This is a genomic window from Aquimarina sp. AWH4_224 (assembly GCF_056160245.1).
Genome location: NZ_JBSWWU010000005.1, coordinates 48,918 through 63,128, shown reverse-complemented (window position 1 = coordinate 63,128; position 14,211 = coordinate 48,918). Strand labels below are relative to the sequence as shown.

The 14,211-nt window shown below is 37.5% G+C and carries 11 protein-coding genes; 6 read left to right on the top strand and 5 right to left on the bottom strand.

The window, feature by feature from the left end:
- Position 1: 1 nt before the first annotated feature.
- Genes ACXAGJ_RS11305 through ACXAGJ_RS11285 form a run of 5 tightly spaced genes read right to left on the bottom strand, consistent with a single transcriptional unit; the run spans position 2 to position 5,126 of the window.
- Entirely contained in the window at positions 2–1,231 is a 1,230-nt protein-coding gene (locus ACXAGJ_RS11305) for a nucleoside permease (RefSeq protein WP_474839894.1), read from the bottom strand.
- Between the two features lie 4 nt (positions 1,232–1,235).
- Positions 1,236–2,234, bottom strand: a complete 999-nt coding sequence (locus tag ACXAGJ_RS11300) for a sugar phosphate isomerase/epimerase family protein (protein ID WP_474839892.1) — start codon at positions 2,232–2,234, stop codon at positions 1,236–1,238.
- A gap of 27 nt (positions 2,235–2,261) precedes the next feature.
- Positions 2,262–2,900 carry a gluconate 2-dehydrogenase subunit 3 family protein gene (locus ACXAGJ_RS11295; RefSeq protein WP_474839890.1) on the bottom strand — a complete coding sequence of 213 codons (639 nt, stop codon included), beginning with the start codon at positions 2,898–2,900 and terminating at the stop codon, positions 2,262–2,264.
- 10 nt (positions 2,901–2,910) lie between these two features.
- Positions 2,911–4,602, bottom strand: a complete 1,692-nt coding sequence (locus ACXAGJ_RS11290) for a GMC oxidoreductase (protein WP_474839888.1) — start codon at positions 4,600–4,602, stop codon at positions 2,911–2,913.
- Positions 4,603–4,634: 32 nt separating this feature from the next.
- Complete coding sequence (locus ACXAGJ_RS11285; RefSeq protein WP_474839886.1) at positions 4,635–5,126, bottom strand: c-type cytochrome; 492 nt, start codon at positions 5,124–5,126, stop codon at positions 4,635–4,637.
- Positions 5,127–5,349: 223 nt separating this feature from the next.
- Here ACXAGJ_RS11285 and ACXAGJ_RS11280 point away from each other — a divergent pair, with 223 nt between their 5' ends.
- The 6 genes from ACXAGJ_RS11280 (at position 5,350) to ACXAGJ_RS11255 (ending at position 14,203) form a co-directional block, all read left to right on the top strand.
- Positions 5,350–6,234 (top strand): AraC family transcriptional regulator, encoded by an 885-nt coding sequence (locus ACXAGJ_RS11280; protein WP_474839884.1) that lies wholly within the window; start codon positions 5,350–5,352, stop codon positions 6,232–6,234.
- 52 nt (positions 6,235–6,286) lie between these two features.
- Positions 6,287–6,703 carry an HYC_CC_PP family protein gene (locus tag ACXAGJ_RS11275; protein WP_474839882.1) on the top strand — a complete coding sequence of 139 codons (417 nt, stop codon included), beginning with the start codon at positions 6,287–6,289 and terminating at the stop codon, positions 6,701–6,703.
- Between the two features lie 92 nt (positions 6,704–6,795).
- The gene (locus tag ACXAGJ_RS11270; protein WP_474839880.1) at positions 6,796–10,542 is read left to right on the top strand and encodes an efflux RND transporter permease subunit; all 3,747 of its coding nucleotides are present in this window, start codon (positions 6,796–6,798) and stop codon (positions 10,540–10,542) included.
- Positions 10,539–11,777, top strand: a complete 1,239-nt coding sequence (locus ACXAGJ_RS11265; protein WP_474839878.1) for a TolC family protein — start codon at positions 10,539–10,541, stop codon at positions 11,775–11,777. Before ACXAGJ_RS11270 ends, ACXAGJ_RS11265 begins: the two co-directional genes overlap by 4 nt.
- Before the next feature lie 9 nt (positions 11,778–11,786).
- Positions 11,787–12,500, top strand: coding sequence for a heavy-metal-associated domain-containing protein (locus tag ACXAGJ_RS11260; protein ID WP_474839876.1), 714 nt, complete (start codon positions 11,787–11,789; stop codon positions 12,498–12,500).
- A gap of 2 nt (positions 12,501–12,502) precedes the next feature.
- A complete protein-coding gene (locus ACXAGJ_RS11255; RefSeq protein WP_474839874.1) occupies positions 12,503–14,203 on the top strand; it encodes an efflux RND transporter periplasmic adaptor subunit in 1,701 nt (566 codons plus the stop codon).
- Positions 14,204–14,211 lie beyond the last annotated feature (8 nt).

The window sequence follows — 14,211 nt, the reverse complement described above, 5'->3', positions numbered from 1 at the left end:
ACTACTCTTTATATTCTATTTTTTCATTTTTAAAAAATACGGCAAATAATACCAATACTACGGCTGCAAATATTGCAGGGAATATCCAAATACTGCTCCAGTCATGTTGGCCATCACCGATAACATTGGCATCGGTTATTTTTCCTGCGACGTAAAAACCTACCAACATTCCTACTCCGTATGTAGCCAGGGTTATTAGTCCTTGCGCAGCACTTTTCACTTTCTCACCGGCTTTACTATCCGTATAGATTTGTCCAGAAACAAAGAAGAAATCATAACAAATACCGTGCATTGCTATTCCTATAATCAACATAAAAGCCAATTCTCCTGAATTACCATATGCAAATAATAAATATCGAATACCCCAAGCGAGCATTCCTACCAAAAGTGTCTTTTTAAAACCAAACCGTTTAAAGAAAAAAGGAAGTAATAACATAAATAATACCTCTGAGGCCTGTCCAATGGTCATTTTACCCGTTGGATTCGGTACTTTGATCTCACTCAAAAATTGATTGGTATGTTGGTAATAAAAGGCTAACGGAATACAAATCAGGACAGACGATAGGAAAAAGATCAAGAAATTACGATCCTTGAGTAGTTTAAGTGCGTCTAGTCCTAAAATTTCGGATACGGTTATTTTTTGATCCTTGCTTACTTTGGGTGGAGTCTTAGGTAAAGTAAAACTAAAAACGCCCAAGAAAGCTGAGGCTATGGCAGTCATCAAAAACGTATTCTTAAGCATACCGCTGGCGATTCCCTCTTCAGAGTCCCAATGGAAAGCGTAGCTTATTAATAGACCTGCAACAATCCATCCAATCGTACCAAACACACGCACCAATGAGAATTGTTTTGCAGGATCATTCATTTGATGAAACGATACCGAATTTACCAGGGCTAATGTTGGCATATAAGCGATCATATACCCTAATACATAAGGGTAAAAAATACCAAAGTCGGTGGCATTGGCCATTTGATACATCAAAAATGCTCCTATCAAATGAAGTACTCCTAATATTTTTTCGGCATTAAAAAAGCGGTCTGCTACCAATCCTATTATAAAAGGAGCAATGATTGCGCCCCAGGATTGAGTAGAGTAGGCCATACCCGTTTCTATGTCTGAAGTTTTGAGTGTATTGGGTAAATAACTTCCCAGAGTAACGAACCAACCACCCCAAATGAAGAATTCTAAAAACATCATCAAGGAGAGCTGAAATTGTGTGCTTTTTTTCATGAACTTAGTTTAGCTTAGTTGAAAGATCAGTGAGTAAATCTCTTGTGGCTATAATTCCTTTTTCTTCACTCAATCGGTCTCCTTCATATTCTACCCCGATATACCCATTGTATCCAGATTTTTTAATGATCTGAAGCATTTTCTTATAATCAATAGTGGTTTCGGCTCCGTTATCATCAAAATCATAGGATTTTGCGCTTACCGCCTTGGCAAAAGGCATCATTTCTTCTACACCTTGATATTTTGGATACTCTTTTACACATTTAGTCCCCCAGCGTTCGCCTCCTTCACGTTCTAAGCAAAAATTCCCAAAATCAGGAAGTGTTCCACAATTAGGCATATTCACCTTTTTCATTACTTGAACCAAAAGTTCGGCATTAGAAGATAGGTAACCATGATTTTCTACGATAACATTTACATTCTTTGTCGCTGCATATTGTGATAACTTGGTCAATCCATCGACAGCCGCAACCAACCATTTCTCGGTGTCGTTGGTGCCAAATAAATTGACACGAATAGAGTGACATCCTAAAAACTGAGCTGCATCCACCCATTTCTTATGATTTTCTACGGCTTTATCTCTATCAGCTTCGCTAACCACTGCCAGATCCCCTTCATGATCCACCATGATCATCAAATTTTGCATACCATGCTCATCACTTTTTGCTTTAAGTGCTTCGATAAGATTTTGCAAAGCTTTTTCAGGTTCTGGATCTTTTTTGAGTTCTTCTGTATACAGCTGACTTACATATTCCAAACCTTCAAAACCAAGGTTTTTGGCTTTCTCTGCAAAATCCATAGGATTTAATTCTCCAGATTTGATGGCCTTATGAAGAGACCATTGCGCAAGAGATAATTTGAAAAACGGTTTAGCTTCTTCTTTCATTTCAACTACAGGTTCTTTTTCTTCTTGAGTTGCTACTTTATCATTCGTTTTTTCCTTACAGGAATATGAAATCATCAAAAGTGAAAATAAGCCTATTCTAAAAATTGATTTGAACATTGTATATCTATTAGGTTTTGTTTTTAGTTATAGTGACCAGGCACGCCCTTGTGTCAATTTTTCCAGATCATCACATCCAACTTGCTCTCCTGGAACTGGCATATAAGCCAGTACATCTTTTCCAATTTTTTCGCTGGTTTTAAATCCCCAAATAGATAAACCACGAACCCAGGATAGATAGGTGAAAATAAGAGCGTCTTCAGAAACTTTATCCAGATCTTCAGGGCTAGTGATATTTTCCAACTCCTTTTGGTAAGCTTCCTGTTGGTCTTTGGAAGCTCTAAGATATTTAGAAAGTAAAGCGTCATAAGTTTCTACCTTGATCTTCTTTACTGGGTTTTCTTCACTTACTCCTAAGGTATTATTGACGATCCCTGCTATTTTCTTAAACAGCATGGCTTCTTCTTCCTCCGAAGCATTGTTGACATACCGATCTACAAACATCGGAACATTAAGCGCTTTGGCTCCTGGCATGTTCTCCGTTTCTGGAATGATGAGATCTACGAGTTGATCCAGCACTTTTGCTTCGTCCTCCGAAAGCAATTCAGGTGTCCAGGTGAGTTGGATCTCTCTGGTACAGCTTTGTAGGATACTTAGCATTGTTGGTGTGGCCACCAATATTCCGGCCGATATCCCTATATTTTTTATGGCTTCTCTTCTTTTCATAATGTTAGAATTAAGCGTTTTTCAAGATTTGTTTTGCAGCATGATCTGCGGCTCTGGCGGTAAACGCCATATAGGTCAAAGATGGATTTACACAACTAGCAGAGGTCATGAAAGAACCATCGGTAACATATACGTTAGGTACAGCATGAATTTGATTGTGTTTGTTAAGAACAGAGGTCTTGGGATCGTGTCCCATTCTGGCAGTACCCATTTCGTGAATTCCTAATCCTATTCCTCCGATATCGTCACGCGGTTCGATGTCTTTAAATCCTGCTTTCTTAAGCATATCCATCGCTTGCTTGATCATATCTTTTCGCATTTCGATTTCATTCTCTTTAAATTCAGCATCAAACGTAACTGTAGGTAATCCCCATTCATCTAACTTTTCATAATCCAAAGTCATTTTGTTTTCATGATAAGGGAGACATTCTCCAAAACCGTTTAATCCCATTCTCCATTTTCCAGGTTTAAGAATTTCCTCTTTCAATTCTTTTCCATATCCTAATTCAGCTACCATATCTTCCCAATCATGTCTGCTGGCACCTCCCTGAAAACCATATCCACGTTTAAAGGTTTCCTGATCGGTCTCTCCGCCAATATTTCTGAAACGAGGAATGTAAATTCCATTGGGTCTTCGTCCTTTGTAATATTTGTCTTCAAAACCGTCAAAGGTTCCATAAGCTCCAGCTTTAAAATGGTGATCCATGATATTATGTCCTAACTCTCCAGAGTCATTTCCCATACCATTTGGAAATCTTTCAGACTTAGACTGAAGTAAAATACTGGCCGATGCAATTGCCGAAGCACACAAAAAGATGACCTTGGCAGTATATTCAAATTTTTCTTTGGTTTCTGCGTCGATTACTCTAACTCCCGTAGCTTTACCTGTTTTATCATCATACATTACTTCGTGAACGATAGAATGTGGTCTAAGGGTGAGGTTACCAGTTCTTTCTGCCGCAGGTAGAGTCGAAGAGTTACTACTGAAATAGGCTCCAAAAGGACATCCTCTCATACATCGATCTCGGAACTGACAGTTCATCCGACCTTCAAAAGTCTTGGTACCTGTGATGTGAGCAGATCTACCGATAGTCATTACTCGATCCCCGTAATTATCTGCGATATTTGATTTCAGATGTTCTTCTACACAATTCAACTCCATTGGAGGGAGAAATTGGCCATCTGGTAATTGTTCTAATCCTAATTTCTCTCCGCTTACGCCTATATATTCTTCAACTTTATCATACCAGGGAGCAATATCTTTATAACGAACCGGCCAATCAACCGCAATACCTTCTTTTTTGTTCGCTTCAAAATCGATATCACTCAATCGATAACTTTGTCTTCCCCACATTAGTGATCTACCACCTACATGATATCCACGTATCCAATCAAAACGTTTGGTTTCGTTATAAGGGTGTTTTTTATCATTTACAAAGAAATGTCGATGTGCTTTTGCAGTAACATATCCTGTTCTATGTTGTTTTTCTTGTTCCTTAATTTCTTCTCGGGACGGTTGTCCTTTATAGTCGTAGTCCCACGGATCATCGTTCATGGTGGGGTAATTTTCGATATGACGTACCATTCGTCCTCGTTCTAAGACAAGAGTTTTCAGTCCTTTTTCGCAAAGTTCTTTTGCTGCCCAACCTCCAGTGATTCCTGTCCCTACTACGATTGCATCATATTGTGGTTCTGTTTGCATAGTAAAAGATGATTTTGAGATTAATTAATTTTTTATTTCAAGGTTCTAAACCATTCTGCCATTGCTCTGGCTTCTTCTTCTGGGATATTTTGATTGATCATAAGTGTATTGTTGTATTCCTTCAGAAGTGCCTTTGCAACTGGATCTTTTTTTAGCATTTCATCGGGATTCATGATCATGTTCATTACCCATTCTGGACTTCTTTTTTCATAAATACCAGCCATAGGTGGGCCGATAAATTTTTGAGAAGCTTTATGGCAAGCAACACATTTTGATTTGAATAGTGATTCTCCTTTTGTAGCGAGTTCTTGATTAATATCTTTTTCGAAAGTAATAGATTCAATTGGCCCAACTCCTTTATTTTCTATCATTACGGGAGTTTTATCGACTTCTTTTTTTACTTCGGTCTTTATGTTGTTGTTTTTGGTACCAATGGTAATCGTTTGTTTTTCTTTTTTAGTTTCAGAACAGCTTGTAGCAATCAATAGGAATGCTATTCCTAGACTTCGATAAAATAATTTCATAGTAATTCTTGTTTTCTTTTTACCCCTCTAGCTTATTAGAGAAGGGGATCGATGAAACATAGACAGAATAATTTCTAGATATTTTAGCAATCTTTAGGTTAATGTTGGGTATGTCTGGAGTATTATCAAATTTATTGTGAAAACTTTACAGTATTTTTAACTTGTTGTGCATTTTTTTGCATTAAATTGTCTTCGATTTTGTTCTTTCAGATAATTTAAGAGTATGAGAAAAGCTGCTTTTGAAAAGGTTGTTCCCCCAAAGGATTCCTCGTTTAAAGTATTCCATTGTAAAGCCTCTTTTGCTTCTTTTGAAGGGCGTTGGCATTTTCATCCTGAATACGAAATTGTATATCTACCCTCGGGAAGAGGCAAACGTTTTATAGGTACAAGGATCAGTAGATTCGAAGATGGAGATCTGATTTTATTAGGGCCAAATATTCCTCATAATTGCTTTAATGTAGGGTTTGAATCCGAGGAGTATGAAGAGTACGTCATCCAATTCAATGGAGCAGACATCAAAGAAATGAGCAAGTACTTTAAAGAGTTTGGAGATATAGAGCACTTGTTGATTCAGGCAAATACCGGATTGACGGTTAATTCTGATAAAAAGCATGAAATAGGTGGTTTGATCAAAGAAATGATTGATCTTTCTCCCATAGAAAAATTATTACGATTATTTCGTGTATTACATCAATTCGCTCAAGTAACTCATCAAAGTTTGGATGCAAGACAATACTTGGCGCTATCTGTTACTACTACCGAAAGAGTAAAGGATATCTACAAAATTATTCAGGAACAATATCAAACTAATATATCAACGAGGCAAGTTGCCAATGAAATAGGAATGACAGAGAGTTCTTTTTGTAGATTTTTTCTCAAAAATACAGGTAAAACTTTTAAGCAAGCCCTAACCGAAGTCAGAGTTCAGAATGCATGTAACTTGTTGGTTAATACAGATAATACCATATCTAATATTGCTTTTGATTGTGGTTTTAATAGTCTTTCCCTCTTTAATAGATTGTTTAAAAGAGTTGTTGATGATACACCAAATAGTTATCGTCAAAAGTATGTCAATCACCTTCAAGTTTCCATTCCCAAAATAGCATAGCTTCGTTTATAGATTCCTTTACTTTATTATTTTTTGTAATTTTGTACTGTATATGAAGAGTTTTATTCAAAAAATATCAGCTGTTACTTTGGCATTAGTAGTGCTGTGCTCTACAATGTCATTTACGGTGAATATGCATTATTGCGGTAAAACTCTGGTTGATGTATCCTTGTACAAAGAAGCCAAAACTTGTGAGATGGATATGATGGATTCATCAGGTCACGATACAGGTTTTATGAAGAAAATGGGATGCTGTACTGACAAAAAACTGCAAGTAGAAGGTCAGGATGAGCTCAAAACTTCTTTTGATACACTTACATTGGATCAGCAATTATTTATTATTGCTTATTTCGAATCTTACCTGGATCTTTTTGAAGGTTTAGAAGAGCATATCATTCCGTTTAAAGAATATCCGCCACCATTTCTGGTCAGGGATCTTCAGTTATTAAACGAAACTTTCCTTATTTGATGATTAAATAAATGTTCATGATGCTCTACAGTAAAAACTGTTAGAGCTTAAAGTGCTTTGCACCAATGTTCAATTTGTTTAATCTTTAATTCATGCTAAATAAAAGCATCAAATTTTTTATAGAAAACAAGCTCTTTGCAGTATTGCTAGTGCTCATCTGTTTGGGAGCAGGGCTAATATATGCTCCATTTGATTGGAAAATAAATGGGATTCCACATGATCCGGTAGCTGTAGATGCTATTCCTGATCTCGGCGAAAATCAGCAACTTGTTTTTACCCAATGGGATGGTCGTTCTCCTCAAGATATTGAGGATCAGATTACCTATCCCTTAACCACGGCTCTACTAGGTGTGCCTGGGGTGAAAACCATTCGTAGTTCCTCTATGTTTGGGTTCTCTACTATTTATATCATTTTCGAAGAAGATGTAGAATTCTATTGGTCACGAAGTCGTGTTCTGGAAAAACTTAATACGCTTCCTTCTGGACTATTGCCAAGTGGGGTAAATCCATCTCTTGGACCGGATGCCACGGGTCTCGGCCAGATTTTTTGGTATACGTTAGAAGGAAGAGATCCAGAAGGCAAGGTGACCGGTGGTTGGGATCTACATGAACTGCGAAGTATTCAGGATTATTATATCAAAAATGCCTTGTCTTCGGCTGGAGGAGTTGCAGAAGTTGCTTCAATAGGAGGATATGTTCAGGAATATCAAATCGATATCAATCCTGAACTAATGAGGCAATACAACATCAGTTTGCACCATATCGTAAAAGCGGTCAAACAATCCAATCGAGATATTGGAGCACAAACTTTAGAGATTAATCAGGCAGAATATTTAGTTCGGGGCTTGGGGTATGTAAAATCCATTGCGGATATCGAGAATGCTGTGGTTGATGCAGCAAACTATACTTCGATACGAGTGAAAGATGTAGCCAAAGTACACTTGGGACCTGCTACCCGTCGTGGTATTCTTGATAAAGAAGGTGCAGAAGTTGTTGGGGGAGTGGTAGTAGCCAGGTACGGAGCTAATCCGTTGGAGGTCATCAATAATGTAAAAGACCAAATAGCAGAACTCTCTTCGGGTTTGCCAACAAAAGTACTAGCAGACGGAAGAACATCACAACTTACTATAGTTCCATTTTACGATCGAACCGAATTGATTCATGAAACATTGGATACTTTGCATGATGCCTTAACCATGGAGATCCTCATTACCATATTGGTAATAGTGATGATGGTTTTTAATCTACGTGCATCTATTTTGATTTCTGGATTATTACCCATATCGGTTTTGCTGGTATTCGTAGCAATGAAACTATTTGAGGTTGATGCCAATATCGTTGCTCTTTCAGGTATTGCTATAGCGATAGGAACTATGGTTGATGTAGGAGTGATTCTCTCAGAAAATATTATCCGACATCTGGATGAAAACCAGCAAAAAGCCCCCGATAAAAAACAAACGATCAATACTGTAGTCTATACTGCTACAGCAGAGGTGTCGGGAGCTATCCTTACGGCAGTTTTGACTACAATCATTAGCTTTATTCCTGTATTTACGATGATTGGCGCAGAAGGCAAATTGTTCCGTCCACTGGCATTCACAAAAACAATGGCCCTAACGTTTTCGATCATCGTAGCCCTGTTTTTCATTCCTCCTTTTGCGGCGTATATATTCAAAAAACGAAATCTAAAAGTATGGTATAAATACTTGATTAATGCAATTTGCATTGTATTAGGAATGGCAGCAATAATGTATGGGTATTTGTTAGGACTAGTGGTAGTAGGGTTTGGTGTTTTATCCATAGTATTGCTGAAAGGTGTACTTTCCAAAAAGCAATATAACTTTGGTACGATATGTATATCAGCAATCACCATTGTCTTTTTATTAGCAACTTACTGGAGGCCTTTGGGATATACTCACAACCTATTTGTCAACTTAATTTTTGTGGTAGTAATTAGTTCAGGTGTTCTGGGAGCGTTTTGGTTATTTAGAAAATACTATGTGCTGATGCTTAGATGGACTTTAGAGCACAAGTTTTTGTTTCTATTGATTCCTGCGATAATCGTAGGTTACGGATTTTTTATCATGAAAAATTCGGGGAAAGAATTTATGCCTTCTCTGAATGAAGGTTCATTCTTGTTGATGCCTACTTCCTTACCGCACGCTGGTATAGCCGAGAACAAACGGGTATTGCAACAATTAGATATGGCGGTAGCCAGTATCCCTGAAATTGAAACTGTGGTTGGTAAAGCAGGCCGCACCACTTCTGCATTGGATCCTGCTCCCTTGTCGATGTATGAAAATTTAATACGATATCGATCAGAGTTTGAACAGGATAAAAACGGAAATCCACAGCGCTTTAAAATTGATGAAAACGGCCATTTTGAATTGAAAAATGGAAAGGTAGCTGTAAACCCTAATTCGGTAAAGGAGTCCAATCAAATCTCGAATGCGGTTTCCAACCCATTAGAGATTGACAGAAATCAATTGATAATAGATGAAGACGGAGCATACTTTCGTAATTGGCTCCCCCATATAAAATCCTCAGATGATATTTGGAATGAAATTGTAAGAGTGACCCAATTACCAGGAGTGACATCAGCACCAAAATTACAGCCCATAGAGACCCGATTGATCATGTTGCAAACGGGCATGCGAGCACCCATGGGAATCAAAATTAAAGGTCAAAATTTGCAAGAAATAGAAGCTTTTGGATTGCAATTAGAAAACATTCTCAAAACGGTTGAAGGGGTTAAAAAAGAAGCAGTTTTTGCAGAACGGATTGTAGGTAAACCTTATCTGTTATTGGATATTGATCGTGAGAAATTAGCACGATATGGAGTTACTGTCGATGATGTACAAAACGTCATTTCAATCGCCATTGGCGGAAAGGCGCTAACACAAACGGTGGAAGGAAGAGAACGGTACGGGATTCGGGTTCGATATCCCAGAGAGTTGCGAAAAAATCCAGAGGATGTAAAAAACATTTATGTGCCGGTATCTAATGGAAGTCCTGTACCCTTAAGTGAACTGGTCACCATTCGTTATGAACAAGGTCCGCAAGGAATAAAAAGTGAAGATACTTTCTTGGTAGGATATGTGTTATTTGACAAGTTAAATAGTTTTGCGGAAGTGGATGTGATAGAAAGTGCTCAAAAGATGATCCAGACCAAGGTAGGTAGTGGGGAACTTGTGATTCCTAATGGTATAAGTTATGCGTTTACCGGAACCTATGAAAATCAATTACGCGCGGAAAAAACACTATCATTTATAGTACCGCTAACACTTGTCATTATCTTTCTGATTCTGTACTTTCAATTTAAAAGTGTGTCTACCACGTTAATGGTTTTTACAGCTATTGCCGTTGCTTTTGCGGGTGGATTTATCATGATTTGGCTGTATGGTCAGGATTGGTTTTTCAATTTTAGTTTGTTTGGAGAAAATTGGCGTGATCTTTTTCAGATCCATCAGGTGAATCTGAGTGTTGCTGTATGGGTAGGTTTTATTGCACTTTTTGGAATAGCTACAGATGATGGAGTCGTTATGGCTACCTATCTCACTCAAACTTTTGATAGAAATAAACCAGAAACTCTTAGTGAAATCCGTGATGCTGTGGTCGAGGCAGGAGAGAAGCGCATTCGACCATGTCTAATGACTACTGCAACGACGTTATTGGCATTGCTTCCTATTTTAACATCCAAAGGACGTGGAAGCGATATCATGATTCCAATGGCGATACCAGCTTTTGGAGGAATGTTGGTAGCGTTGATATCACTTTTTGTAGTTCCAGTGTTGTTTGGATGGAAAAGAGAAATTAAACTTAAAAAAGAGCTGAAATGAGAAATTGGTTATGGTGTATAGGGTTTATTTTTACTTGTTGTTCTGTACAAGCACAACAGTTACAGGATTTCATACAAGAAGCAGAAGCAAATCACCCAGAAATAGCCGCCTATCAATTGCGATATGAAATCGCACAAGAAAAGGTCGAAGGCTCAAAATGGTTGCCTAATACCCAGTTTAGCGCTGGATATTTTGTGAGCGAACCAGAAACCAGAACGGGGCCACAACGTGCTAGATTTTCGGTACGACAAATGTTACCCTGGTTTGGGACGATATCAGCCAGAGAAACATACCAAAATGCCCTGGCCGATACAGAATTTGTAAATATTGCTATTATTAAAAGGAAACTAGGTTTGTCTGTTGCGCATTCGTATTATGAACTTTATAGTATTGTCTCTAGAAAAGGTGCCTTTGAAGAAAATATAGAACTATTAAAAGTTTATGAGCAATTGGCCTTGTCCTCTTTAGAGGTAGGTAATGCTTCAGCAGTGGATGTATTGCGTTTGCAAATGAGAATTAATGAATTGAATGAGAAGTATGAAGTCTTGAATGAGATGCTGATTTCAGAAAAAAAGGCATTTGTAAAACTACTAAATAGAACATCTGATAATGATGCAATAGAGGTGATACCACTTCAAATTCCAGAACAGGATGTGGTGTTTGAAGACTTAGATTTTGATCTACATCCCGAATTGGTAAAATACGATAAACTGTACACTTCAATTGTACAGTCAGAGGAGCTCAATCAAAAAGAAAGTGCTCCACAATGGGGTATAGGAGTGGATTATATTCCCGTTTCAGAAAGAACAGATCTTAGTTTTAGTGATAACGGAAAGGATGTGTTTATACCTTCTATTTCTTTATCCATCCCTGTTTTTACCAAAAAACACAAATCCAAAACCAGAGAAAACGAATTGAAGCAGCAAGAAATAGAGAAACATAAAGAAGATCGGATTAATGTTTTGGAAACAAGTTATATACGAGCTGTTTCAAAACGCAGGCAAGCCAGAATACGATATAAAACGATGAATAAGAATTTAGAACAAACCCAAAATGCAAAAGATATTTTGATAAAAAGTTATGAGACGGGAACCATTGATTTTGTCGATATTTTGGACGTTCAGGAATTGGAATTGAAATTTAAGATACAACAAATACAAGCGGTCAAGGACTATTTTAAACAGTCTGCGAACATCAATTATTTAAGTAATTCATATAATAAGCCACAACAATAAAATAAAAAGATGAAATCTATATATAACATATCAGGAATGACCTGCAACGGGTGCAGAAGCGGGGTTGAAGAGAAATTAAGTCAGTTAGACGAGGTCACCGAAGTGGTTGTTGATTTAGAAAAAGCAGAAGCAGTTATTACTTCAGACATATCAATCCCTTTGGTGAAGTTACAAGAAGCATTACCTTCCAAATATCAGATCAATACCAAAAAAACCGAAGATTCATTTGTGTTGACTCCTCAGCCTTCAAAACTAAAGCAGTTACAACCTCTTTTGATCATCTTTGGATACATCACTATGGCCAGCGTACTGCTTAACTATAAAGAGTGGCAAACAAGTGAAGCAATGTTAGACTTTATGGGATTGTTTTATATCGTATTTAGCTTCTTCAAAATCTTGGATTTAAAAGGTTTTCCTAAGTCTTTTGCAATGTATGACCCTCTGGCCAAAAGCATACCCGCGTATGGTTGGATATATCCTTTTATAGAAGCAGGTTTGGGGTTGTTGTTTTTGATGCGGTTGTATATTCCTGTAGCATTGGTGATCACTTTGGTTATTCTCCCATTGACCACATTTGGAGTGCTTAAAGTATTGTTGGATAAGAAGTCTATACAATGCGCTTGTCTAGGGACCGCTATCAAATTACCTATGACCGAGGCTACTTTGATTGAAAATGTAATCATGATTGTCATGGCAATCCTAATGTTAATCCAAATAGTGTAATCATGAAGAAAACTAGTATTTATATTATCATATCAGTAGTCATTGGATTGTTACTAGGGTATTTAATTTTTGGTAAAGAATCCTCCTCTCATCAGCATAATCACGTTACAACTTCGGAAGAAGTCTGGACCTGTTCGATGCATCCTCAAATAAGACAATCAGAACCTGGCGAATGCCCAATCTGTGGAATGGATTTAATTCCTGCAGGATCCATATCCGATGGATTGTCTCCCGAACAGTTCAAAATGACAGCAAATGCACTAGCTCTGGCGAATGTACAAACAACGATTGTCAATGGTGAAACTGAAAGTGATGACGATGTGATTTCATTATCTGGTAAGATCACTTCAAATGAAGAAGGAATCGCTGTGCAGATTAGTTATTTTGAAGGAAGAGTTGAACGATTACATATCAGCTATGATGGGCAACAGGTTCAAAAAGGACAATTATTGGCTACAATCTATGCTCCCGAATTGGTAGCTGCGCAACAGGAACTTTTGACTGCAATCAACTTAAAAGAATCACAACCAAAATTATATCAGGCAGTTCGTAACAAGTTAAAATTGTGGAAACTGTCAGACAAACAAATTAATAGTATTGAAAATTCTGGTAAGGTAAGAGAAAACTTCCCGATATATGCTACGGTTTCAGGAACAGTTTTAGAATTGATGAGTGCCGAGGGTGATTATTTGAAAGAGGGACAACCCATTGCAAAAGTGAGCAGTCTAAAAACCGTTTGGGCAGAATTTGACGTGTATGAAAGTCAATTGTCACAATTCAAAAAAGGACAGTCTATTGATATTGCTACGAATGCTTATCCCGATAAAATCTTTAAAAGCCAAATTGTTTTTATTGATCCTATTTTAAATGAGACTACTCGAACGGTCAACATAAGAGCAACACTGGACAATAAAAGCAAGTTGTTTAAACCAGGAATGTTTGTTTCTGGAAAGGTAACATCATTAGATGATTCGAATATAGCATCAAAACTATTGGTGCCGTCTTCTGCAGTGATGTGGACCGGAGAACGCTCTTTAGTTTATGTAAAGGTTAATGCAGAAGAACCCGTATTCGAAATGCGCGAGGTGAATTTGGGCAAAAGAGTAGGAACACAAATTGAAATTCGTTCGGGACTTGATTCTGGAGAAGAAATTGTAACCCATGGAACATTTACCGTAGATGCAGCGGCGCAGTTACAAGGCAAAAAAAGTATGATGAATCGAATAAGTACGATAAAAACAGAGACTGATTCCGACAAAAAATACTTGCCTGTAGCTTTTCAAAAAACATTTTTAGAAGGGTTAGCGACATACTTTGAAATGAAAGATGCTTTGGTGAACTCAAATCATGAACGAGTAATTTACTTTACCAATCAGCTACTAGAATCGTTTGATAAGGCGGATGCTTCCTTGTTAAATGATGAACAAAACCAACTTTTTACAGATAGTAGAACGATGATTGAGCAGATCGGAAGTAGCAGCACTATAGACATGCAAAGAAAGTACTTTATAGCGCTCAACAATTCGATGGTAGATTTGACTCTACAATTACAAAAAGTAGCGCAACCTATTTATGTTCAAAAATGTCCTATGGCTAATGAAAATAACGGAGCAATTTGGTTGAGTCTTCAGCAAGAAGTTAAAAATCCATATTATGGGAGTATGATGCTAAAGTGTGGATCAGTAATCGATGTTATTGAGTAATTTGTTGG